Source organism: Flavobacterium suaedae (assembly GCF_014642915.1).
Taxonomy (GTDB): Bacteria; Bacteroidota; Bacteroidia; order Flavobacteriales; family Flavobacteriaceae; genus Flavobacterium; species Flavobacterium suaedae.
Genome location: NZ_BMJE01000007.1, coordinates 104,389 through 129,790, shown reverse-complemented (window position 1 = coordinate 129,790; position 25,402 = coordinate 104,389). Strand labels below are relative to the sequence as shown.

At 38.5% G+C, this 25,402-nt stretch carries 21 protein-coding genes; 4 read left to right on the top strand and 17 right to left on the bottom strand.

What is annotated here, in order from left to right:
* Window positions 1-4: 4 nt before the first annotated feature.
* Both IEW45_RS13050 and IEW45_RS13045 read right to left on the bottom strand, forming a co-directional pair.
* Window positions 5-1,057, bottom strand: a complete 1,053-nt coding sequence (locus IEW45_RS13050; RefSeq protein WP_188621707.1) for a PA0069 family radical SAM protein — start codon at window positions 1,055-1,057, stop codon at window positions 5-7.
* Window positions 1,058-1,139: 82 nt separating this feature from the next.
* Entirely contained in the window at window positions 1,140-2,024 is an 885-nt protein-coding gene (locus IEW45_RS13045; RefSeq protein WP_188621706.1) for a hypothetical protein, read from the bottom strand.
* A 66-nt stretch (window positions 2,025-2,090) separates the two neighbouring features.
* On the opposite strand from IEW45_RS13045, the gene IEW45_RS13040 reads away from it, so the two are divergent.
* Window positions 2,091-2,462, top strand: a complete 372-nt coding sequence (locus IEW45_RS13040; RefSeq protein WP_188621705.1) for a hypothetical protein — start codon at window positions 2,091-2,093, stop codon at window positions 2,460-2,462.
* 51 nt (window positions 2,463-2,513) lie between these two features.
* Complete coding sequence (locus IEW45_RS13035; RefSeq protein ID WP_188621704.1) at window positions 2,514-2,837, top strand: hypothetical protein; 324 nt, start codon at window positions 2,514-2,516, stop codon at window positions 2,835-2,837.
* A 67-nt stretch (window positions 2,838-2,904) separates the two neighbouring features.
* Here IEW45_RS13035 and IEW45_RS13030 read toward each other — a convergent pair whose 3' ends face one another.
* The 15 genes from IEW45_RS13030 to IEW45_RS12960 all read right to left on the bottom strand — a co-directional run bounded on the left by IEW45_RS13030 (window position 2,905) and on the right by IEW45_RS12960 (window position 22,752).
* Complete coding sequence (locus IEW45_RS13030) at window positions 2,905-3,732, bottom strand: T9SS type A sorting domain-containing protein (protein ID WP_188621703.1); 828 nt, start codon at window positions 3,730-3,732, stop codon at window positions 2,905-2,907.
* A gap of 76 nt (window positions 3,733-3,808) precedes the next feature.
* The gene (locus IEW45_RS13025) at window positions 3,809-4,651 is read right to left on the bottom strand and encodes a helix-turn-helix domain-containing protein (RefSeq protein WP_188621702.1); all 843 of its coding nucleotides are present in this window, start codon (window positions 4,649-4,651) and stop codon (window positions 3,809-3,811) included.
* Between the two features lie 167 nt (window positions 4,652-4,818).
* Complete coding sequence (locus IEW45_RS13020; protein ID WP_188621701.1) at window positions 4,819-6,216, bottom strand: efflux transporter outer membrane subunit; 1,398 nt, start codon at window positions 6,214-6,216, stop codon at window positions 4,819-4,821.
* A gap of 12 nt (window positions 6,217-6,228) precedes the next feature.
* Window positions 6,229-9,381: an efflux RND transporter permease subunit gene (locus IEW45_RS13015; protein WP_188621700.1), complete on the bottom strand. Its 3,153-nt coding sequence runs from the start codon at window positions 9,379-9,381 to the stop codon at window positions 6,229-6,231.
* Window positions 9,382-9,407: 26 nt separating this feature from the next.
* Window positions 9,408-10,610, bottom strand: a complete 1,203-nt coding sequence (locus tag IEW45_RS13010; RefSeq protein WP_188621699.1) for an efflux RND transporter periplasmic adaptor subunit — start codon at window positions 10,608-10,610, stop codon at window positions 9,408-9,410.
* 32 nt (window positions 10,611-10,642) lie between these two features.
* Window positions 10,643-11,134: a GbsR/MarR family transcriptional regulator gene (locus tag IEW45_RS13005; RefSeq protein ID WP_188621698.1), complete on the bottom strand. Its 492-nt coding sequence runs from the start codon at window positions 11,132-11,134 to the stop codon at window positions 10,643-10,645.
* Between the two features lie 218 nt (window positions 11,135-11,352).
* Window positions 11,353-11,736 carry a septal ring lytic transglycosylase RlpA family protein gene (locus IEW45_RS13000; RefSeq protein WP_188621697.1) on the bottom strand — a complete coding sequence of 128 codons (384 nt, stop codon included), beginning with the start codon at window positions 11,734-11,736 and terminating at the stop codon, window positions 11,353-11,355.
* A gap of 69 nt (window positions 11,737-11,805) precedes the next feature.
* Window positions 11,806-12,246, bottom strand: coding sequence for a hypothetical protein (locus IEW45_RS12995; protein WP_188621696.1), 441 nt, complete (start codon window positions 12,244-12,246; stop codon window positions 11,806-11,808).
* 164 nt (window positions 12,247-12,410) lie between these two features.
* Window positions 12,411-15,044: a TonB-dependent receptor gene (locus IEW45_RS12990; RefSeq protein ID WP_188621695.1), complete on the bottom strand. Its 2,634-nt coding sequence runs from the start codon at window positions 15,042-15,044 to the stop codon at window positions 12,411-12,413.
* A 356-nt stretch (window positions 15,045-15,400) separates the two neighbouring features.
* Entirely contained in the window at window positions 15,401-17,044 is a 1,644-nt protein-coding gene (pgi, locus tag IEW45_RS12985; protein ID WP_188621694.1) for a glucose-6-phosphate isomerase, read from the bottom strand.
* 6 nt (window positions 17,045-17,050) lie between these two features.
* Complete coding sequence (locus IEW45_RS12980) at window positions 17,051-18,298, bottom strand: M23 family metallopeptidase (protein WP_188621693.1); 1,248 nt, start codon at window positions 18,296-18,298, stop codon at window positions 17,051-17,053.
* 20 nt (window positions 18,299-18,318) lie between these two features.
* Window positions 18,319-19,251, bottom strand: coding sequence for a tryptophan 2,3-dioxygenase family protein (locus IEW45_RS12975; RefSeq protein WP_188621692.1), 933 nt, complete (start codon window positions 19,249-19,251; stop codon window positions 18,319-18,321).
* A 10-nt stretch (window positions 19,252-19,261) separates the two neighbouring features.
* Window positions 19,262-20,026, bottom strand: coding sequence for a DUF3108 domain-containing protein (locus IEW45_RS12970; RefSeq protein WP_188621691.1), 765 nt, complete (start codon window positions 20,024-20,026; stop codon window positions 19,262-19,264).
* Between the two features lie 304 nt (window positions 20,027-20,330).
* Entirely contained in the window at window positions 20,331-21,491 is a 1,161-nt protein-coding gene (gene hppD, locus IEW45_RS12965; protein ID WP_188621690.1) for a 4-hydroxyphenylpyruvate dioxygenase, read from the bottom strand.
* A gap of 103 nt (window positions 21,492-21,594) precedes the next feature.
* On the bottom strand, window positions 21,595-22,752 hold the full coding sequence (locus IEW45_RS12960; RefSeq protein ID WP_188621689.1) for a homogentisate 1,2-dioxygenase: 1,158 nt from the start codon (window positions 22,750-22,752) through the stop codon (window positions 21,595-21,597).
* Between the two features lie 608 nt (window positions 22,753-23,360).
* Here IEW45_RS12960 and IEW45_RS12955 point away from each other — a divergent pair.
* Window positions 23,361-25,175 (top strand): SLC5/6 family protein, encoded by a 1,815-nt coding sequence (locus tag IEW45_RS12955; protein ID WP_188621688.1) that lies wholly within the window; start codon window positions 23,361-23,363, stop codon window positions 25,173-25,175.
* Window positions 25,172-25,330 (top strand): hypothetical protein, encoded by a 159-nt coding sequence (locus tag IEW45_RS12950; RefSeq protein WP_188621687.1) that lies wholly within the window; start codon window positions 25,172-25,174, stop codon window positions 25,328-25,330. The genes IEW45_RS12955 and IEW45_RS12950 overlap by 4 nt, the downstream gene beginning before the upstream one ends.
* The last annotated feature ends 72 nt before the right edge of the window (window positions 25,331-25,402 follow it).

Genomic DNA, 25,402 nt, shown 5'->3' with positions numbered 1-25,402 from the left:
GTAACTAAAACAACCTCAACTGCTCTCCTTTTGTACCGTCAAAAAGTGCTGTGGTGGTTTTTGGTAACGCCCTGTTAGCGAAATACTTTTGTCGGGCTATTTTAAACGTAGTGTGTATCATGTTGGCAATATTACCCTCTCCCCTTTGGCGTTTAATAACCTGTTTTTCGCCCAGTTTACCACCATACATCGATGCTATTTGGTTTAATACCTTACTTGCCCTGTCGGGATAATGCTCCGTTACCCAATCTTTAAAAACAGGCTCTACCGTATCGTTAAGGCGCACCAGCGTGTACCCGAAAGCCAACGCCCCCCTTTCGGCTATGGCTTTGGTAATGGGTAGTATTTCCATAGTGTTTAAACCCGGTATCATTGGGGCAACCATAATATGTACCGGTATGCCGTTTTGGGTAAGGGTTTCTATCGCTTTGAGTTTGTTATTAGCCGATGACGTTCTTGGTTCCAGCTTTCTCCTTAAATCTTCGTTTATAGTGGGTATGCTGAGTGATACGGTTACTAAGTTTTTCTCGGCTAAGGGTTTTAGAATATCAATATCCCGAATTACCAACGCATTTTTAGTAAGTATATGCACAGGATGTCTGTATTCCAAAAACACTTCGAGTAGCTTACGGGTAATTTGTAGTTTACGTTCTACAGGCTGGTAACAATCGGTATTGCCCGACAGCATAATCGGTTCAGGCACATAACCTCGTTTTTTAAAGAATTGTTCCAATAGTTCGGGAGCATTTTTCTTGGCGAGTATTACACGTTCAAACTCTACTCCTGCGCTGTACCCCCAATATTCGTGAGTGGGGCGGGCATAGCAGTAGGCACACCCATGCTCACACCCTTGGTAGGGATTCATGGAATATGCCATGGAAAGATCAGGACTTTTTACCTTGTTTACTATGCTTTTGGGGTACACTTCTATAACCTGTGTTTTGGCTATGTCTTCCTCGAAATCATCTTGGTAAATGCTTTGCTCATAGCGGTTTTTGTTAAAGTGATTGTGTACATTGTTTACTGCACCCTGCCCTTTTATAGTTTCCTTTTTCATAATCCTGCCCTCCTTGTTTACAGGTGCAAGATAATAATTTATAAGATTATTTTCTTATAATTATTTGAAAATAGTAAGCTAATTATAATTCAATATTATAATAACTGATTATATTGTTATGAAACCAAGCGCTCCTTTGCTCCCAAGACTTATCTGATTTTAACTTGGCAACAGCTATTTCCCTGTAGTGTTTATCTTTTGTTTCTAACAATAAAACTAATATTTCATTCAGGTAAAAAACCTCATCATTACTTTCAAATGTATGTTTAAGAAATTCACCATTAAAATAATCATCCATTTCACTTTTTAGCTCAGGCATATAGTAGTTGAATAAATATTTAAATGCATAACCATTATGCTTTTCAAAAGCCAGTTTCTTTATTTGGGGTAAGTGCTTTTCATTAAACTTTCTATTCTCGAAAGCCCTAATGTACAATAACCAAAACAAAGGCTTATCAGTATATAGGACTATACTGTCCAACTCCTGCATTTTTTTATCTTCTTTAAAAACTTCTGTTACTGCTGCTTTTCCTTGTTGGGAGTCATAATCAAAGGGTTCTAAAGCTTCCATCCTGATTTTACCCCAATATTTATGATACACTATTGAATAGGTTTTATCATCACTCAAAATACACCCACTAAAAGTTTCTACAAATTCATCTTTTTCTATCTCCTCCAAAAAAAATTGTGCAGAGTCTCCTTTGCCTTCATTAATCATCCATTGTTTTGCATATAGCCTTACTACTGCATTTTCATGATGGGTAAGCGCTTCCAACTCTTCATCGGTAATCATCCCTCTTAATTTTTTAAAGTTGCTGTATTGAGGGCTTATAATACCTGAAGCTCCACCTATTTGCTTATCGTGAAAGGAATTTGTTTTGGAAATTTCCTTTATTAACTCCCCCTTTGTTTGGGCAGTGCAAAACAGTGTAAAGCAAAACAGTAGCAATGTAAGCAGGTTTCTCATAAAGGTTGGTTTTATTATACAACGGGGAAAATATAATTATTATTTTTAGAGCGATTTAAACATAGTATGCTAAAACAAGAAATTACCTACCCTGCGCTTGATATTACTTTCAAAACTTGGTCTAAAAGTAACGAACCTTACATTGATGTTCCATATATAACTAAAGTAAAGTATTTTGAAGTATTTTATTTTAACCATGAATTTGTTGATAAACTGGGATATGTATTTATAGCAAAAAGCGTGAGGAAAAGAGGTTTTTGGCAACGTGTAAACCCTTTTGCTTGTAGTTATCAATTGGTTTTTGAGTATACAGGCAAAAAGCTAACTATACAGGAACTACAAGCTTTATTTATTAAACACCGAAAAAGCAATATGTTTTTATCTAAATTCGAAGACCTTATACTATCTGCTAAAACATTCAGAGATATTTTATGTTAAGATTAATTTTTAGCCTAAAATTACTAACTTTGAATAACAATTAACTGAACTATGACGGCTACTGATTTTACTATAGACCAAACCAATATTACTGTTTATAATAGTAATACAGGTAAAGAAACTATTACTGTAAACGGTAAAACAGTATCGGAAAAGTATTCATTATTCGGTACACGCCACGAGTTTAGTTTAGAAGAGGATAATTACGAAGTTTTAACCTCTTTTGTGTTCTGGAAAACCATTGGCGTAAAAATACAACTCCGTAAAAACGGACAGCTTATAGATGAGCATGTTGAGGGAGAATCAACTATCCACATGGTTGTAGGTATTTTTATAATGGTACTTATTATGCAGCTTATACTTTGGGTTTTTTAACGCTAAAGCAAAAAAACTCTGCAACAAGAGTATTGCGGAGCTTTTAATAAATAAACTATTTAAATCTCTATTTCTTTATAACTTTTATGGTTTTATGGGCTTCGCCTGATAGAGCTTTTAATAAATAAATGCCTGCACTCAAACCATCAGTATTTACTTTTGCAGTACTGCCGACAACCTGTTGCGAAAGTACTTTTTGCCCTGTAACGGTATACAATTCCAGTGTATTAATACCATCAGCGTTATTAATATATATTTCATTTTGCACCGGGTTAGGATATACCTTTAAACTTTCCGAAACATTTTGATTAGCTGATGCGGCAGGTGCTTCCTCTACTATTATATCATCCATATAAAGGTAGCCCTGGTCGCCGGCCATTTGTATTTGTAATGCAATGGTATATATTCCACTTTCATTTACTGTAAAGGGCGCTGAAGTATAGACAGAGGGGGTTAATCCCGCCTCTACATTTTCATGTGCAGGAAGGTAGAAACTTTCTTCTCCCATGCGTATCAAAACATTAATCGCCTTAATAGTACCTTCGGCAGTACTCATCGCGTATTTATACGAAATGGTATACGAGTTGGCAGAATTAAATGTTACAGGAGTAAGCCCTAAAATAACTCCGGTTTCTATATCTTCGGGCATTCCTTCAGCAATAGCGCTGCTATAAGCAAACACATTTCCATCAAATCCGTTTACCGATTGTACTGTTTCAAAATTTTCGTCAGAAGCAAAAGTACTATTAGCGCTATACATACATTCCGGAAGTTCCGGCACAGTAGCAGATTCTGCATTTTCTACATAAGGCAGCGCAGTAGGCTCACTGCATTGCGCAACTGCATTGTAATTAAACAACAAAAATAAACTGAGTATTAAAATAATTTTTTTCATAGCATGTATTTTTATAATTAGCAATAATGTAAAGATAACACCTACACATTACCAGCTATTTATGAAAAAACCTGAATTACTTATAAATTTGAAGTGTAGCGGCTTGCAAACCGGATGGCGTAAGACCGCTTTGTGTTTTTATAAAATTGCTAAAATTCGCCTGACTGTCGAAATTAAGTTCAAAAGCTATTTCTTTTAATGACAGTTTATCCAGTAGCATAAGCCTTCTTATTTCCAGCATCAACTCTTCATGTATTAACTTAAGTGGTGTTTTGCCCAAAGCTGTTTTACAGGCTTCGTTAAGTTTATCGGTACTGCAACTCATAAGGCTGCAATAATCTGATACTTTTTTAAGTGTAGTAATGTGCTGGGGCAATAGTGAAAGGAACTCGGTTGCCAGATTGGTAGTAAGCATAGTTGATTTCGCATCGTGCAGTTCCGGTAACGATATTAGTATTATTTGCAAATAACTGTACAGTTTATGATGCGCAAAAGTTGTTAGTTCCTTATTTTCCAGCAGGCGCATCATGCGTTCGGCTACTTCATACAAGTGATTAAAATTTTCATCGTCTAAGTTAAAAACCTGTTCGGGAAAATAAAGTTGATAGTGTTTTAAGGGTTGCAGGTATTTAAAAACATCTTTCCTGAATTGTATTAATAAGCCGTTTGCCGAATTGCGCTGCATAAGGTGTATTTGCCCGGGATATATGGCATATAGTTGCCCGCCTGACATCTTATATTCCTGAAAATCGATATACTGCCTGCCCTCACCATTTTTTACCAGTATTACTTCAAAATAATCGTGCCTGTGCGGTTTGTGGTAGTTATAGGGGTTAGTATAGTCTAAAGGCTCAATTAACAGAGGCTTGTTATGTTGCGGCAATTGTACAGGATTCATTCCGTTATCATTATCATTCATGTATACTGCAAATTAGGCGGTAAAAAGATACAAAATTCAGATAACTACAGCTAGAATAATACAATTACTAAAAACAGGAAGAGAAATAACAAAAAATCCCCGACACAAAATGCATCGGGGATAATTCAACTAAACTAACAATTATTAATCCTATTGGAAAAATGCTTTTATTTCCATCCGCCACCAAGCGCCTTATATAGGTTTATAATAGCTTGATATTGCAGGTATTTATTATTTACAAGTTCTAATTGGCTATTAAGCGCATTGTCTTTCGCAGTAAGCACCTCTAGGTAGTTTACCATACCATAATCCAATAACTCATCAGAATAATCGGCAGCTTTACCTAAAGCGTCTACCTGCTTTTCTCTTATATCCAGTTTACGGGTTTCGTTGTTATAATTAGCAAGTGCATCACTTACCTCGCGACTGGCTGTTATTAAAGAGCGTTCAAACTCTATATACGCCTTTTCCTGCTCAGTTTTCTGCACTTCATATTGCGTGCGTATCTGTCTTCTGTTAAATATTGGCTGTGCAAGCCCTGTAACTACATTAGCGAATAATGAGTTGGTACTAAACCAGTCTTTAAGCTCTAATGCCTGGAAACCTCCCGAAGCAGTAAGTGTAAGTGATGGGTAGAAATTGCTACGAGCTACATTAGTAAGCTCAAAAGCATTTACCAAACCATACTCGGCAGCTACAACATCAGGTCGGTTACGTAGTAACGATGCTGAATACCCCAGTTTTATTTCAGGGTTAAGCTGCTGCTCTTCCAGTGTAGTACGCTCAATTTCATGCGGCGCTTCGCCCAGTAGCAGACTCATATAGTTTTCCATTAAAACAATATTGTTTTTAAGGTCTTCTATAATAAGCTGCGTGCTGTATTTTTGTGCTTCGGTTTGTTTTACACCTACTTCATTAACACTACCGGCTTCTTTTAGTGCCAGTATTGTTTCTACGCTTTCATTTCGGTTTTCAAGTGTTTTTTCGGCTATTTCTAAACTTGCATCAAGCGAAAGCAGTTGGTAATAGGTGTCGGCAATACTGGTTATTACCTGCGTTTTAACTGCTTGATTGGCAGCAATGGTTTGCAGGTAGGTAGCATTTGCTGCACGCTTATTACTGCGTATTTTCCCCCATATATCAGCCTCCCACGAAAGTTCTCCGCTTAGCTGGTACTGGTCTAAACTACTAAAGAATGACCCGAACTGGCTGTTTTTTGAAAATTCCTGGTGCGTCCAGTTTGCATTAGCATTAAGCGCCGGAGCATAGCCCGCTTTAGCCTGCTTTAAGTAAGCATTGGCAGCAGCTATATTTTGTATAGCTGTTCGGGCATCAAAGTTATTAGCAAGCCCCTTTTCTATATGCTGTTGCAAAACAGGATCGGTAAACATATTTCTCCAGGAAATATCTGCCATAGAGGCACTGTCCTGCGCTACCACCTCTGTACGGTACAGGTCTTCTGCCTGTACGTTGGGGCGCTTGTATGTTTTTGCTGTAAAGCAAGACTGCATAAGCAGCCCGGCTATTACAACAACAGGTATTTTATATATTCCTTTTAATTTCATTTTCATACTTTTTTATGCTACAGTATTTTCAGTTTCGTCTTCCTTTGGTTTTCCTGAAATTCTTTCCTGTAACGACTGGAAGATTACAAACAGTATTGGTATTACAAATACCCCGAATACGGTACCTACAAGCATACCGCCTACGGCACCCATACCTATAGAACGGTTACCTACAGCCCCTACACCATTGGCTAATGCCAGCGGAAGCAGACCGAATATAAAGGCAAACGAGGTCATTAATATTGGTCGTAAACGGGCTCTTGCACCTTCAATAGCAGCATCTACCAAGCCCATACCGTGTCGCCTGCGCTGTAGCGCAAACTCTACAATAAGTATGGCATTCTTAGCCAAAAGACCAATAAGCATTATAAGCGCTACCTGGAAATAAATGTTATTTTCCAGCCCGGCAAGGTTTACAAAACCAATGGCGCCGGCTATACCAACAGGGAGAGAAAGCAAAATTGATAGCGGTAATATATAACTCTCGTATTGTGCACTTAACAGGAAGTAAACAAACACTAAACTTAACAGGAATACCAATATGGTTTGGTCGCCTGCTATAATTTCTTCACGTGTCATACCCGAGAATTCGTAGGTGTAGTTTCGTGGTAAATGCTGTGCAGCAACTTCCTGTATGGCTTTAATAGCATCACCCGAACTGTAACCCGGGGTTGCCTTACCGTTTACGTTAACTGCTTTTAGCATGTTAAACCTTGCTACTGCCTCAGGACCGTATATTCTCTTAAAGTCGATAAACTGGTTAATAGCAACCATTTGCCCGTCGGCATTACGAACGTAAATATCATTTATAGACTTCTGGTCAGCTCTTTCGCTTGGTTCTGCCTGAATCATTACACGGAATTGTTTACCAAAACGGTTAAAGTCTGTAGTATATAATCCACCATAATAACCCTGCATAGTGTTGAATATAGTACTTAACGACACCCCTGCATCCATAGCCCTTTCTATATTCACATCCATTTGGTACTGTGGGTAGTTAGGGTTAAAGTTGGTTATGGCATATTGTATTTCAGGTCGTTGGCTTAACGCTCCTAAAAATTCATTGGCTGTTTTACTTATCGTTGCCCAGTCATCATCGCCTGTAGATTGCAGTTTCAGTTCAAAACCATCTGCTGTACCAAAACCTTGTACACTTGGCGGGGTAAAGAATAACAGGCGGGCATCTTTAAATCCTGCTGTACGGGCAAATAATTGCCCTACAATAGCATCAACTGATTGTCCTTCGCCTTCACGCTCCGACCAGTCTTTTAGTTTAATAACGGTAAACGCATACGAACCACCGTTTACTCTGTTTAATAAACTGAAACCTACCACACTCATACGTGCATCTACTTCAGGAATACTGGTAATAATACTATCCAGTTGGTTTACTGCTTCCTGAGTTTGCTCAAGCGTTGTACCCGGAGGCATAGTAAGGTCACTCATAATAATACCTCTATCCTCATTTGGTATAAACCCTGAAGGTGTAGTGGTCATTAAATAATAAGCCCCACCTGTAAAGGCAAGTAATGCTATTACAGAAATCCATTTTTTACGTGCTAAAAAGCCTAATGAACGGGTATATTTACGGTTCATACTATCGAACCCGGCATTAAAGGCATTAAAGAAACGGTCTTTAATGTTTTTCTTTTTACCATGGTGTTCATCATCATGCGGTTTAAGTAATAAAGCACATAATGCAGGACTTAGTGTTAATGCGTTTACTGCCGATATAAGAATTGCTACCGCAAGAGTAATGGCAAACTGCTGATAGAATACTCCTGATGGTCCCTGAAGGAACGATACGGGGATAAATACGGCAGACATTACTAAGGTTATAGATACAATAGCCCCTGTAATTTCGCTCATGGCAGAAAGGGTTGCTTTCTTAGCTGATTTTTCGCCTTCGTCCAGCTTGGCGTGTACCGCCTCTACTACCACAATGGCATCATCCACCACAATACCAATGGCGAGGACTACTGCAAACAGTGTTAGCAGGTTTATAGAGAAGCCAAACAGGTTAAGGAAGAAGAATGTACCTACAATAGCTACCGGTACTGCAATAGCCGGTATTAAGGTAGAACGCAAATCCTGAAGGAAAAGGAATACTACAATAAATACCAGTATAAAGGCTTCTACAAGGGTGTGTACCACTTTATCTATAGAAGCATCAAGGAAAGCCTTAGTGTTAAACGGTATTACATAGTCTATACCTTTAGGGAAGTTTGGTTTTGCTTCATCCAGTATACTCTGTACTTCTTCAATAATATCATTTGCATTAGAGCCTGATGTTTGGAAAATACCCATTGCCACACCCGGGTTACCCATACCAAAGTTTTTAGAGGTATAGCTAAGTGCGCCAAGTTCTATTTTTGCTACATCTTTTAAGCGAAGGAAGTTACCGTCGCCCGTTGCTTTAATTACAATATTTTCATATTGTTCTGCTTCGCCAAGTCTACCTTGGTATTTAATTACATATTCATATACACCTTCGGCATTTTCACCAAATTTACCCGGTGCTGCTTCTACGTTTTGCTCACGGAGTGCTGCCTGTACATCACTCGGTACAATACCGTATGCCGCCATTTTCTCAGGGTCAATCCAAATACGCATCGAGTAGTCCATACCACCAAATACGTTTACCTGCCCTACCCCGTTTACCCTTTGTAATTTAGGTACAAGGTTTATTTTAGCATAGTTCTGTACAAACGTCCCGTCAAACTCAGGGTTATCAGAGTATAACGAAAGGAACATTAAGGCACTGTTCTGGCTTTTTACAGTAGTAACCCCTGTCTGCACTACCTCCGAAGGTAGTTTACTGTTTGCACGCGCCACACGGTTTTGTACGTTTACCGCAGCAATATCAGGGTTTACACCAAGCTCGAAGTATACGTTTATACTTGCAGAACCATCGTTTGCCGCAGTAGAGGTCATATACGTCATACCCTCTACCCCGTTTATCTCTTCTTCCAGTGGTGTTACCACACTATTCAGTACCGTTTCGGCATTGGCACCGGTATAGGTTGCCGATACCTGCACGGTAGGCGGAGCAATTTCAGGATACTGCTCCACGGGCAGGGACATTAGCCCCAAAACACCCAATATGGTTATTATTATCGAAATTACGGTAGATAGTACCGGTCTTTCTATAAATGTTTTTAGCATCTTTTCTGTTTATTATTTTTCTTGCATTATTTTTCTTGCTGTGTATTGTTTTCCGGTTGTGCTTCGCCTGTTTCAGCTCCTTTAGCTTCATCTGTTGCTTTTGGTGCTGCTTCGCCTTTTGCTTCCTGCTGGACTTGTTGTGGTGCATCATCTCCACCTTCTTGCGGTGCTATCTGCTGACCATCTTTTAGCTTGGTTGCTCCGGCTGTTACTATAACTTCACCCGGCTCTAAACCGCTTTTTACAATATATTCTTTTTGGGTATTGTTGCTGGTTTCTATTACGCGGGTAGCAACTTTGTTTTCTTTATCTACTACGTAAATAAGTTTTTTACCCTGCATATCCATAACTGCGTTTTGCGGTACCAGTATGGCTTCCTGCTTTTGTATTGGCAAGCGCACTACACCACTGCTTCCGCTTCTTAAAACACCATCAGGGTTAGGAAACTCTGCTCTAAACTCTGTAGTACCTGTTTTTGGGTCTACAAGTCCGCTTACGGCAGTTAGTTTTCCTTTTATTTCATACTCACTACCGTCAACTAAAAGCAACGTAACCTCCGGAGTGTTTTTTAGCTTTTCGTGAAGTGTTTGCCCTTCAAAGTTTCTTGTAAAATCAAGTAACTGCTTCTCGTTCATAGTAAAGTAAGCACGCATTATTTTACTGTCTGAAACCGTAGTTAACGGCTGTTGGCTTGTGGTACTTACTAAACTACCTTCGCGATATGGCAGTGAACCTACAACACCATTTACAGGCGATTTTATAGTACCATAACCTACATTTGCAGCTATACTGCTATAGCTTGCTTTTGCCTGTGCAAGTTTAGCTTTTGCTGTTTCCAGTTGTACGTTACTTATTATGTTACGTTCTACAAGGGGTTTTAGCCTGTCTACCTCAACCTGTGCGGCGTTCACTGCTGCTTTTGCAGCTGCTGCATCCTGAGAAATGGTTTGGGTTTCCAGCCTAAATAAAAGTTGCCCTTTTTTTACATTTTGCCCTTCATCTACATATATTTTTTCTATAAAACCTGTTACTTTTGGTCGTATTTCTACGTTTTGCTGACCTTCCAGGTTTGCTGTATATTCTTGGTAGATGGTGGCATCCTGCCTTTTTACAGTTTCTACAGGGAACGGCATTGGCCCTTGCGCCTGCGGAGCTTGTTGCTCTTTTTTACCACAGGCAGAAACTAATAATAAGGCGAGCATTGCGCCTAGTACGGATATCCTTTTCATTATTTAACTATTCTTAAATTTTTGTGATTTATTTATACTTGGTTATTGTTCTCTATTACTTTAAACTTTTCTATAGTACGTTTTAATAGCTCTTCTACTTCCAGCACGTGTTCTTTATAGGCTTTGGTGTTTTCTAAATTGCAAAGTTCTGCGCCACACGATGCTGTTTTTTCGCGATAGCAAAGCATTCGTTCTATAATTTCTTTTTCAAAATCTATTATTTTCAGGTAATTGGCCAGTCTTTCGCTTAGTGGTGCCGGTCTGTAATATTTTTTTCTGTCACACGGAACTGTGTAATATTTTATTTTGCCCAGTTTAAGCAAAAGGTTAAGGTTTGTAGATACCGAGCTTTTACTTGCCCCTGTACGTTCTAATAAATCCTCAAAGGTTAACCCTTGCTTACAACTGTCAATTATTAGCATTCCCAGTATCCTTGCTGCCAGTGGAGGAAGGTTGTATTGCGATTCAAAATGAACCCCAAACATTTCTATCAATTCCCCTTTTTCTTTCTGCACATCATCCATAATTCCGTAAAATTTGATGCAAAGATATATATTAGTTCGGTTAGTTCGGTAAAAACCGAACTAAAATTTATGTTAAGGTTTTGTTAATAAGAATAAAGCCGAAGTTTAGCTATAAACAGCTGAAATATATCTGTTTACTAACTAAAATGTTTTCGTGAAGTGTGTGTAAAGTAATTTATTATAGTAGTAATTATTGTGCAGACTGTTTAAAATCAGTATTATTTCATTACTTCAATTACTACATTTAGAAGTCCTTTGTTTTTGTTATCAGTAATATCCATAAAGGCTTTTTTAGAAAGGTCTATATGCCTGCCTCTTACAAATGGTCCTCTGTCATTTATAGTTACTATTACTGATTTTCCGTTAACTTTATTAGTCACTCTTACCTTTGTGCCAAAAGGAAGCTTTTTGTGCGCTGCGGTGTACTTGCGGTTACTGAACCTTTCGCCACTGGCTGTTTTCCTGCCGTTAAATTTATTGGCATAATAACTGGCTACTGCCCTTTTATTATACACTTTATAGGAACCTGATGCTTTGTTTGAAGAGGAACAAGCAACAAGTAGTAATGATGTTACTATAAACAGTAATATACGCTTATACATAGAGCGAATTTTTTATATAGCTGTTAAAATAAAAAAGCCCTTTTTGTAAGGGCTGTATAATTTTTTCTGTTAGTTTAACCACTGGTCGTATGGTATTCTTGACAGTAACAGTATTAAACCTATTAAGTATAAGAAAAATATTTTTTTAAACTTAGCTCCTGCTTCTGTTGCTTTTTTATGTTTAGACCAACCTATTGTAATTAAAATAATCGCTATTATATTGGTTAAAGGGTGCTCTACAAGCATTTGTCTCATATACGAATTCCCCATTACTTCACTCATACCTTCTTGTTTAGCTGTAGAAAGTAATGGCGATGTAAAGTATAAAATAAAACCTAATACAACCTGTGTGTGTGCAAATGCCAATGCTATTAGTGCAATTTGTCTGTCTCTTTTTATAAATGGTTTTTTACCGCTAATACCCGAAAGTGAATTAAGTATTGCTATTAGTAATATTCCCAGTGTTGCAAATGCCCAGTATGAGTGCAGGGCTAAGATAGATTCGTACATAAGTTTTCAGCTTTGTGTTTCCTACAAAAATAAACAATTTGTAATAACATAGGCTATAAACAAACTGTTATTGAATATAAAAACAAAAGCCCCGAATAAATCGGGGCTTTCAACACAAAATAAAATAAGTATGAGATGAAACCTATTATATATGTTTCAATTAATTAAAAGTTGTATCTCATGCTAAAGTTCCAAGTTCTACCGTTACCAAAGTAACCTCTGTTGCTTACGTTTACACCTTTGTAAGTAACGCTTCCTTCTTCTACAGCATCAGCAGTAGATAACTGAGAAAGGTAAACCTCATCAAACACGTTGTAAATGTTTACACGGAATGTTAATGATGATTTTACAAAATTCATTGTATACGTAACACCTGCATCAACTAAGTCGTAAGAAGGCAGCTCTACATTATCTTTAACTACAGCCGTAGAGTATAAGTTATCGTAGTTTCTCCAGTCAGCATCTATAGATAGTCCTTTGGCAACTCTGTATACAGCACCAAGACCAAAAGTAGTTTGGGCACCACCACCTACTTTACCACCGTCAACTTCTTCAACTACCTCACCTATTACGTCGTTACCGTTAAGTTGGTATTCGCCATCTGCAACAAGGTTTTGGTTTTCGTCAAATACTCTTTTGTATACGTTATCATCGTATTCCCAGTTACCTAACGAAAGGAAACCTTTTACATCAAGTACCGATAGTGGCTTAGCCATAAATTCAAGTTCTATACCTTGGTGTAACTGGCTTACCCCTGTATTGTTATAGAAAAGCTCTGTACCATCGTCAGCTACGTTAGTGTTTGTAGTGACACGGTCTTTCCAGCTTGTTCTGTATGCATTAAGGTCTGCATTAAAATATGCACTTCTAAATCTATAACCCGCCTCTAAACCTGTAATTTTTTCGTTTTCAGTAAGTGGGTTAACATCGTTACCATAGTTTAGGTAAATATTATCGTGATATGGCTGTCTTGAGTAGTACCCTGCATTTGCAAAAACAGTGTGTCCTTCTGCAATGTTATAGCTTGCACCACCTTTAATGTTAAACCCTTCGTTATTTACTGTTTCAGACTCTTCTTCTGCAGCAGTGTATTGGAAGTAATCCCAACGGATGTGTGATTGGGTAGAAACAGCTCCCTGAACGAAAACAGAGAAATCATCTGTAGCATATTCTGCCTGACCGAACACACCACCATAAGTAATTCTTTCTTCGTAATCGTAGTTTACTTTTTGGTTAGCAGCAGGATCATTAGTAAATGCGCTCCAAGGGTTTGGGCTATACGTTTCCGTTACTACGTAACCGTTAGGGTATTGTACGTTATCCGTAACTTCAAAACCACTTAAACCTAAAAGGTTAGATATCTCTCTGTAGTGCGTTCCTTTGTAGTTTCTTACATCAAGACCTACGTTATAACTAAACTCATCGTTTATTTCATGATTAAAATTAGATATAACTCCATACCATGCGTGGTTGTTTACTGAGTTACGAATAGCATAAGCTTTTTCTCCGTCATTTCTACTAACTGTACCTATTCTTCCAGGCAACATCATGTTATTATCTCTTATAGCATTAAAATCTATATGATCGTCATCTGTACGAACTCTACCATTACCCCAGTTACCTGTACCACCACCGCGACCAAATGATGCGTAAAGTACTGTAGAAAGCTCCATAGCTTCATTTATATCAAAATCCCAGTTTAAGTTAAGTACCGGCTTGTGGTAATAGTTTCTTCTTTCAGTAAGGTAATCACCATCTAAGAAACCGTAGTTGTTGTTATACTTTCTGCCATACTTTAAGTAGTCTGATATTGACTTAGTAAAGTTTTGGTCATGCCACTGTGGTGCTCCAAATAGTAAGAAGTTAAAAAGATGTTTCTCGTTTGCTTTATAACCTAGTGATATAAAGTAGTTATAACCTTCACCAAAAGTACCACGGTTGTAACCGTCACCACTCCACTTAGTAAGCATGGTACTAACACCAAAGCCGTTTTCCATTAAACCGGTGCTGTACCCTACAGTAGTTTTTTGGTAATCATCATTACCAATCATAGACTGTGCAAAACCACCTCTACGCATCTCTGTAGCTTTAGTAACAATGTTTACTGTACCACCTACTGATGATATAGCCAGTTTTGATGAACCAAGACCTCTTTGTACCTGTACAGAGTTTGCAACATCTGTCATACCGCTCCAGTTAGACCAGTACATGTTACCGTCTTCCATACCGTTTATTGGCTGACCGTTAAGTAAGAAAGCTGTGTTTGTCTGGTCGAAACCACGAACATACATTTGCGTATCTCCAAAACCTCCTGCTTGGCTTGCAACGTATATTGAAGGCGTATTTTTCATTACCTCAGTAAAGTCGTTTTGTCCTGACTTTAATTTTATTTCTCTCTGGCTGATGTTAGATACTGCAACAGGCGTTCTTCTGTCCTGCTCAAGGTCAATTACACCTCTACCTACAATTACAATAGCTTCAAGCTCTTCAGCGTTTTCTGTAAGTGCAATAGTACCTACATCAAGTGTTTGCCCGGGAGTAATAGTAAAAGGAATTACTTTACTGTCAAACCCTATAAACGATACAACTAATTCACCAGATGTTTTATCAGTAGTAACTGTAAACATACCATCAGTATTAGCCGTAACACTGTCTGCAGTACCTTTTACTGTAATACTTGCAGCAGTTAGGGGCGCCTGCCCATCGGTAACCTTACCTGTAATTCTTTCCTGTGCCATTGTAAACGCGCTTACAAACAGCATAGAAACAAATAACAAAAGTTGTGTAGTTTTTCTCATTGTGCTTTGTGTGTTTTTATTAGAGTGATGCAAAATTCCCCCAACAAACACTGAAAAAAGTTAAGTGAATATTAAGAACACTACAGGTTACGAAAAGTTGACCTTTTAGCCGTTTTTACTTAAAATTAAGACCGAAAAAGCACTTTTTGTAAACCGTAGAAACACTTTTATTTAACCTTTTTCTAAAATTGAAATTGCACCCAATTTCGAAAAATAAATTTTTAAAGAAATAACCTACAATTTTAAAAACAAAAACAAAATTATTTATAAGAAAAAACCCTCACCAGCTTAATGCTGATAAGGGTTTTAAACGTTTTATTATGCTATACTACTACTTTACTTATGCAGCAGTTAAACTATCTTTTTTCTAAAAAAGTTTTTAATAAAAAGCTGGTAGAAGGGTCGTGTTCCTTAACCTCTCCGCTTTGTATTTCGCCTAAAATAGAGTTAGCCAGTTGCTTACCAAGCTCTACACCCCACTGGTCATAACTAAATATATTCCAAATAACACCCTGAACAAATATTTTATGCTCATATAGCGCTACAAGCGAACCAAGCGCCTCCGGTGTTAGTTTATCAATTAAAAGGGTGTTTGTAGGCTTGTTACCTTTAAACTCCTTAAACGGAACTAAAAATGCTGCCTGCTCGCCTTCAACACCTTTCTCTGCAAACTCTTTTTTAACCTGTGCTTTGCTTTTACCGTTTAGCAACGCTTCAGTTTGTGCAAAAAAGTTAGACATCAATTTATCATGATGGTCCTGGTTGCCGTGTAACGACTTAGCAAAACCAATAAAATCGGTAGGAATTAATTTAGTACCCTGGTGTATTAACTGGAAAAATGCATGTTGCGAGTTGGTACCCGGCTCTCCCCATATAATAGTACCGGTTTGGTAGTTTACAGGGTTACCGTCGCGCCCTACGCTTTTACCGTTACTCTCCATAATACCCTGTTGCAGATATGGGGCTAACTTTTGCAGGTATTGTGTATAAGGTATTAGTGCCTCACTCTCTGCCCCGTAAAAATTGTTATACCAAACGCTTAATAATGCCAGTACTACAGGTATATTCTCACTATGCGGTGCCGTGCGGAAATGCTCATCCATATCGTGAGCACCTTTTAATAGCTTATCAAAATTATCATACCCTATTGCCAATGCTATAGACAGCCCAACGGCGCTCCATAATGAGAAGCGACCGCCAACCCAGTCCCACATTGGGAATATATTACTTTCGGCAATACCAAACTCTGTTACCTTTTGTATGTTGGTACTTACCGCAACAAAGTGCTTGGCTACATCATCCTGAGAGCCTAATTGTAAAAACCAGTCTCTTGCTGTAGTAGCATTGCTTAGTGTTTCCTGTGTTGTAAAAGTTTTAGATACTATTACAAACAGGGTAGTTTCAGGATCTAGCCCTTTAAGTTTTTCAGCAATATGGTCGCCATCAACATTTGATACAAATCTTACCTCAAGCTGATTTTTATAATATTCCAGTGCCTCAGTTACCATAGCAGGACCTAAGTCGCTACCGCCAATACCTATGTTTACTACATGGGTAAATGCTTTACCGGTGTAACCTGTGCGCTTACCGCTGATAACCTCATCCGTAAATTGTTTTATTTTTTCTTTAACCGAATATACCTCCGGCATTACATTTTTACCATCCACTTTAATATCGGCGTCTTTCGGTGCGCGTAAAGCGGTGTGCAATACTGCTCTGTCTTCGGTACGGTTTATAGCCTCACCACCAAAATAACTTTCTATAGCTCCGCTAAGGTTAACCTCTTTTGCAAGGTCTTGCAGTAAAGCCAGCGTTTCGTCGGTAATAAGGTTTTTAGAATAGTCTACTAAAAAATTATTCCACGTAATGTGGAATTTTTCTGCTCTGCCATTATCAGCAGCAAACATATCGGGCATAGATGCCATTTGCATTTCTGCAAAATGTTCTCTTAACTTTTGCCAGGCTACAGTGCCTGAAGGATTGATGTTTTCGAGTGCCATAATCAGTTACTTATTAATTTTGATTTTAGAGATGCTGTCTAGTTCTTTTTTAAGCGGTTTCATGTACTCCATATACTTAGGCTTATACTTTTCCTCCATAGGCTTAGAGGTTGGCATTTTTTGCCTAAGCGGGTCTACCTGCTTACCATTTACCCAAAAACGGTAACATACGTGCGGGCCGGTAGCCAACCCTGTACTACCTACAAGCCCTATAACATCGCCCTGACTTACATACTGCCCTTTGCGCACTTTTATCTTACTCATGTGTAAATATTGGGTAGTATAAGTACCGTTATGACGCACTTTTACATAATTACCGTTACCTGCTGTGTAACCTGCTGCTATTACTGTACCGGAAGCCGTCGTCATAATAGGTGTACCTTTTGGAGCAGCATAGTCTGTACCTTTATGGGCTTTCCAGCGTTTTTGCACCGGGTGAAAACGTCTTGGAGAATAGCGTGATGTTATCCTGCTGAATTTTAATGGCGCTTTAAGGAACATACTTTTTAGCGCATTACCCTCTTCATCATAAAAACTTGGTCGTGTAGCCTTTTCGTCCTGTTTAAAAGGAAAGGCATATTTTTTTACGCCTCTGGTTTCAAAAACGGCAGCTTCTATACTTTCTATTCCTGCATAAATACTGTCGCTTATGTAACGTTCGTTTATAGTTACAGCAAAGCTATCATCCTTTTGTATTTTAAAAAAGTCTACTGACCATGCATAAATTTCCGAAAGTGTGTGTGTAAGGGCAGGGCTTGCTCCTGCTTCCTGTACTGTTTGTGCCAATGAGCCTTCTATATTAGCTGCAATGGTTCTTCTCCTTATAGTTATAGGCAGTTTTTGTTTGTATGCTTTGGCTATAGAGTCACGAAGATCTATAACATAATAACTCAGCCTGTCCGGCTGATATACAAACACCTCTAAACTATCAGGATTATCTTTATTTTTAAGTAATGTATACGGTTTACCTATACGAATGTTTCTCAGGTTAAAACTGTCTTTTATTGCTTGAGTTATATTGTAAACATCGCCGGCATTATAACCTTCTTTTTGCAGCAGTCCGCCAAAGGTGTCTCCACCTTTTATAGTATCGCGCACTACAACATAATCGTCCAGCACAAAACCAAACTCTTTTACTACTTTTTGCTTTTGCGCTATAGGCTTAGCAGTTTCTTTTTCATCGTTATTTTTATCGTTCCCGCATGACGCAAGTGTTGCCAGTGTTGCAACTAAAAGTAAAGTAAAATATCTCAATTTAAGTTAATTATAGCCTGTTATACATTTTCACCCCATGTACGTAATTCTTCCTCTGTCCATAATTCAGGGAAAAATATTCTGCGTTGGTATTTAGGGTGCATATATTTTTTCCAATCGCTTCCCCCTGTTGCCTCTTGTGGTCCTGACTGGCTTTCTATATACTTTTTAGCAGTATTATAGTGTCCCATTACCCAGGTAACATTCACCGTATAATCATAATGGCGCATCGCTTTTACCAGCATAGCGTCTTGCTGTGCTTCCTCCGGTAATTGCTTGAATTTTCTCCATATGTTAATGGTGTTATATTTTTCCATATAACGGAGAAACTCTGCTTTATATTTTCTTTCAAACTCTTTAATTAAGTAACTTTTTTCGCCTGTTTTATGGTCTTTACCTGCTGCCTGCCAGTAAAGGTGCTCAAAAGCGTGTTCGTATGGCGTATTACGGTCTATAGTAGCACGGAAACGGTAATCAATAAGGTTGATTAAATCGGTACTTATAAACTCTATTAGCCTGTATTGTGCACTTTGGAAACCACTTGCCGGAGTAAGTGTATTACGGAACTTCATATACTGCTCTACTTCCATACCGTCGCCCATAATGGTGAACGACTGTGTAAGCATATCAAAGTAACGGCTGATTCGCATTAATTTTTCTCTGAAGTAATCTACCGAAGGCGCTTCGTTAGCACAAAGCTGTTCCGCTTCCCAAAGTATCATTTTAAACAACAGCTCGTTTACCTGGTGGTACATAATAAATACCATTTCGTCCGGCAAGGTAGTACGCTGTGTTTGCAGGTTGAGTAATGCGTCGGTTTGAATATAATCCCAATAGGTTATGGGTTTAGACCATAATAACCCTTCAAGATGGGTTTCTGTTTTTTGATTTATAGCGTTGAATTTCTCATCAAGCGCTTCCAGTTTATCTTGTAATGAGCTTGTTAACTCCATTATGTAATTATTATTTAGCTACTAAAGGGTGGCTTAGCCCTCTGTATTCTTTAAGGTCTGCTTTAAGCGACCCTACGGCTAAGCTTGCTTTTATTCGCAAAGGTATCTTATTTTTATCATCCGATATCCATACAGTTAAACTTTCTTCTTCTTTAAATACTCGTCCTGCCTGTACATACGGGCGAAATACTTTAGCTTTAATATCACCAAATTCTGTATCTATCGTTTCTGTTCCTATAAGTTTCAGTTTAAACTGTGTGGTTTCATCATCAAAAAACATATCTACCGTAATAGATTCTCCTACCTGCATATTATCTACCTCCGGGTGATTTCTCAGGTAGTAAAATGTAGAAACTATATCTTGTACATTATCAGGCACTTTAAACAGTTTCTTTTTGTTATGCTTATAGTCTTTAACTAAAACGGTATTGTTTGACTGGTTGAAAAAACCTTCCTGGTTTTTCTCATAACCGCCTTCATCAATTTTTCTTACAAATTGATAGGGTTTTCCTGTTTTTTTATCAAAATAACTTTCATAAAGGTCTTCTACTTTAAAAAAGAATTTTGTCATTCCGGTGGTGTAGCCTTTTCCTACTACATGGTGTACCTTTTTCCCTTCGCGCACGGCTTCTTTTACCTCAAGTGTGGCATACCCCGCGTTTACAATTCCGTAATGAATACGAAATTTAAAGTACTCCCCTGTATCAAATGCGCTTTCCTGCGAAAACGTGCTGCCTGCTACAAAGAGTACAAGCATTGCTAATATCTTTTTCATAGTAAAATTTATTATTTTTTGGTGTTTTACCCTAATAAAAGCAATTTCTGTTCCAAATGTATGAAAACAAAAAAACCCTGTCAAACTAATGACGGGGTTTTTATGCTATTAACCAACCAAAAAACTATAAATTATGAAAAATTTATCACAAATTGTAAGTGATGAGACCACCTCTTTTTTGCGAGTGCAAATGTATTTACATTATTGAAGATTTTTTTATGAAAAATCAACTTTAACACATTATCCTCAAAAAATAGTCTTTTGAAAAGCTTAAAATTTTATTATTCGTAAAAATAGAGCAAATTTATAGCGTTCCTCGCAACTCTTGTTCACGTTCTATACTCTCAAACAAGGCTTTAAAGTTACCTGCACCAAAGCCACGAGCACCCATTCTCTGAATTATTTCGTAGAAAAGTGTTGGTCTGTCCTCTACCGGCTTGGTGAATATTTGTAGTAAATACCCTTCTTCATCGGCATCTACCATAATACCTAAACTTTCCAGTACAGATATATCTTCTTTCATTATTTCCATGTGTTCACCAAGGCGGTTTGGCACATCTTCATAATAAGTATGAGGCGGGCTGCTTAGGAACTCAACACCTCTTGCTTTCATAGCCGATACGGTTTTAATAATATCATCAGTAGCTACAGCAATGTGCTGCACACCCGGACCATTATAAAAATCTAAATACTCCTCAATTTGTGAACGCTTAGCACCTTCGGCAGGTTCGTTAATCGGGAATTTAATACGTCCGTTACCGTTACTCATTACTTTACTCATTAAAGCAGAGTACTCCGTATGGATTTGCTTGTCATCAAACGAAAGGAAGTTTACAAAGCCCATTACATCTTCATACCACTTAACCCAAGTATTCATTTCGTTCCAACCCACGTTACCTACCATGTGGTCTACATATTTTAAACCAACAGGCTCCGGGTTGTAGTCGCTTTTCCACTCTTTAAACCCAGGCATAAACACGCCGTTGTAGTTTTTACGCTCTACGAACATGTGTACTGTTTCACCATAGGTATAGATACCTGCGCGCACTACTTCACCATGCTCGTCTTTTTCAACAGTTGGCTCCATATATGGTTTTGCACCGCGCTTAGTGGTTTCTTCAAATGCGCTGCGGGCATCTTCAACCCAAAGGGCTACTACTTTAACGCCGTCGCCATGCTGAACGATGTGGTTGTTAAGTTCCGATTCTGCCGTAAGCGGGGTGGTAAGCACTAAACGGATTTTATCCTGAACCAGTACGTAACTGGCCCTGTCCTTAACGCCTGTTTCCAGCCCTGCATAGGCAAGCGACTGGAATCCGAAAGCGGTTTTGTAGAAGTGGGCTGCCTGTTTGGCATTACCTACTATAAATTCTACATAATCAGTTCCTAAAAGGGGAAGGAAATCCTGTGCTCCTTCAAATATTTTTTCGAGACCGTAGTCTACGCTTTTTACTTCTCTGCTCATAATCGTTATATTTTGTAAACCTGTATAATGGTTATTTGATTATCTGTTAATTGTTTATTTGAAAATAAGTAAGCCCTCCGTTTTTAAGAGGGTTTGGGTGAGGTTACTCTACCCAGCTCTTGTAATACTTACCATCGTCTATACCCATAGCGGCTTTAGTTACCTTAAGCGGGCGGAAGGTATCTACCATTACGGCAAGTTCTTCTGTTTCTGTCTTGCCGATACTGCGCTCGGTTGCACCCGGTGCAGGTCCGTGCGGAATTCCTTTAGGGTGCAGGGTAATATGTCCTTGCTCTATATTGTTACGGCTCATAAAGTCGCCATCTACATAATACAACACCTCATCACTGTCTATATTACTGTGGTTGTATGGTGCCGGTATTGATTTCGGGTGATAATCGTATAACCTTGGGCAAAATGAACACACTACAAACGAAGTTGTTTCAAACGTTTGGTGTATTGGTGGCGGTAAGTGTACCCTACCGGTTATAGGCTCAAAGTTATGAATACTAAATGCATACGGGAAATTATAACCGTCCCACCCTATTACATCAAACGGGTGCGTGGCATATATAATCTCGTGCATCATTCCCTCTTTTTTAACTTTTATAAGGAAATCACCTTTTTCGTCGTACGTTTCCAGCTCTTGCGGAAGTTTAAAATCACGCTCGCAGAATGGCGAATGTTCCAGCAACTGACCGCTGGCGTTTTTGTAACGCTTTGGTGTGTATATTGGCGCAATAGATTCGGTGTAGAAAAGGCGGTTATCCTCCGTATCAAAATCTATTTGATATATCATACCACGTGGTATAATAAGGTAGTCACCATATTCAAACGGAATGTTACCCATAAAGGTACGTAGTGTTCCTGTACCTCTGTGAATAAAAATCATTTCATCAGCATCAGCATTTTTGTAAAAATACTCACGAAATGATTTTTTCGGGGCTGCTACCCCTATAATACAATCGTTATTAACCAAAAGGTCGGTACGGCTTTCCAGAAAATCATCTGTAGGCTGTACTTCAAAACCTTTTAACAATAATGATTTTATATTTTTTCCTTCAGCAATTTCAGGCTCTACAGAGTACGATTTTACAATCTCTTTTATCTGTGTTGGCCTGTGCACCTGATACAGTAACGACGAGTGCCCGTTAAAGCCCTCTGTACCGAAAAGTTGCTCATAATATATACCGCCGTCCGGTTTTTCAAACTGTGTATGACGTTTTTGCGGAAATTTTCCAAGTTTGTGATATATAGGCATAATTGAATTTTAATAGTTAAACATTTTATTGCAGACAAAATGTTAACCCGCCTCACTCGGGGTTGCGCTTAATCAGGAATTTTAAATAGCTTAATAAGCCTTGCCATTGCATATTCATGTAACAAATATCGGAAAAATTAAATTTTAGCCCATATTTTATATGGAAAATTTAATATTTGGTAATATTGTTAGTTATAAAGTCGTAAAGTTGCGGGTTGCGGGTTACAAGTTACAGGTTTTGTGTGGCTAGTTGCGGGATGTCATTGCGAGGAGGTACGACGTGGCAATCTAAATAAACTAAAAAGATTGCCACACTCCATTGTACTCCGCTTGCAATGACGCATAACCCACAACGCGCAACACTAAACTGAAAACTGAGACTGAGAACTGCAAACTAAATAAAGATTGCCATGCAACCCGCAACACAAAACCTTTACTGTACTCTAAAAACCCTTAACCCTCAACCGGCTCAATTACCAAATCCTCATCTATTTCGTTAAAACACTTTACGCTTTTTTATTTTTAAGTTGATATACCCTCCGTTTTGTTTGAAATTATAGATGTTTTTCTATCTTTGGTGACCATAACACACAAAAACACAAATTTTTATGTCAGCAAAAGGAGAGTCCTGGGGTTCCAGGGTAGGTCTAATTCTCGCTATGGCCGGTAATGCAGTAGGTTTAGGTAACTTTTTAAGGTTTCCGGTACAGGCAGTACAAAATGGCGGAGGAGCTTTTATAATTCCTTATCTTGTTTGCTTTTTGGTAATGGGTATTCCATTACTTTTCATAGAATGGTCTACAGGGCGTTATGGCGGTAGGTATGGTAATCACAGTACACCTTATATACTGGATACCATGGCAAAAGGCCGTATATGGAAGTACATAGGCGTATTTGGTATCTTTACCAATATTGCCGTAGCATCGTACTACTGTTATATAGAATCGTGGACAATGAGCTACGTGTACCACTCTATAGTAGGTACATTTAACGAACTTGACCAGACACAAATAACCGATTTCTTTAACCGATATACCACAATAGGTAAAAACACTACAGGTATACCTTATGAGTCGGTAATATTTTACGTAGTGTGTTTATTACTAAACACCTACATACTATCTAAAGGGCTTGGCGGTATAGAAAAGGTAGCAAAAATAGGCGTACCACTATTATTATTGTTTGGTGGCATACTTGCCGTAAGAGGTTTAACACTGGGTACAGACGGAGCCTCGGAAATGTTCCCGAACGCTAACGCCTGGGACGGGCTTAACTTCCTCTGGACGCCACAGTATGACTCCCTCACCAACCCGAAAGTATGGCTCGCCGCCGCAGGGCAAATATTCTTTACCATATCCGTAGGTATGGGTACCGTACACTGTTACGCTGCCTACCTGAAATCGAAAGACGATATTGCGCTTAATGCTGTTTCGGCAGGCTTTATGAACGAGTTTGTGGAGGTAGTACTGGGCAGCCTTATCGTAATACCAATTGCTGCCGGTTACCTTGGTTTAGACTGGATTTTACAAAATGCCAGCTTTGGTATGGCGTTCCAAACCATGCCGTACCTGTTCCAGCAATGGGGCGGAGTACTCGCAACACTGGCAGGAGTATTCTGGTTCGGGCTGCTGTTCTTTGCCGGTATAACCTCATCACTGGCCATGGGTACACCGTGGATGGGCTTTATGCGCGATGAGTTTAACTGGAGCGGTAAAAAAGGCGCATGGTCTTTTGGGCTTATTGCACTTATTGTAGGATTGCCAACAGTTTTCTTTTACAATCAGGGTGTTTTTGATGAATATGATTACTGGGCAGGAACTGTAAGCCTTGTAGTATTCGCATTTTTAGAAACCGTACTCTTTGCCTGGATATTTGGTATTAAAAAGGGATGGGCTGAAATTAATATGGGTGCCGACATTAAAGTGCCGATTATATTTAAATATATGATAGTAACCGTTACACCGCTATTACTGGGATGGGTACTTTTTGCCAGCATACCGGATATGTTTAATAAGGTTACTAATAAAGATACTAATAATAAAGAATGGTTTGCTGATGCTTATTATGCCGAAAACTTTGATAGTGAAGGTAAAAAAAGCGGCGTAGTTGAAGCGGTAGATGACAGCTCTATAAAACTGTCCTTTACTAACGAACGCCAGAAGTTTAACAAACAAAGTGATAAAGTAGAAACAGAGAGTTTTACCGACTATATAGTATATAATTTTGAAGAAGGACAAAAAACCACTGTAGCCGTAGGCGATGTTATAAAGCCTAATGATAAAATTGCCGAAGGTAAGTTTACAAACAAAGTAATGTATAAAACCTTAGGGCGTTTACTGTTGGTAGGACTATTTTTATTTATATGCGGAGTAGTATATGCTGCTTATAACAAACGAAGAAAAGAAGGGAGGATACACTCATGAAAACAGAAGCTATAATAACAATGGTACTGGCACAGGGTATTGTAACAGGCGCCATGATATACTTTTTTTATAAGGTTTTAAACACAAAGCCAAAACCGGAGCCGGATTCTTATTCTGAAAATGATGAGGAAAAGGAAAGACAGCATAACGATTAATTACTGCGTTATACACGTCGCTAAATAATCGGTAATGATATACATTTACTTTCTTCTTTAGAATTAAAGTAA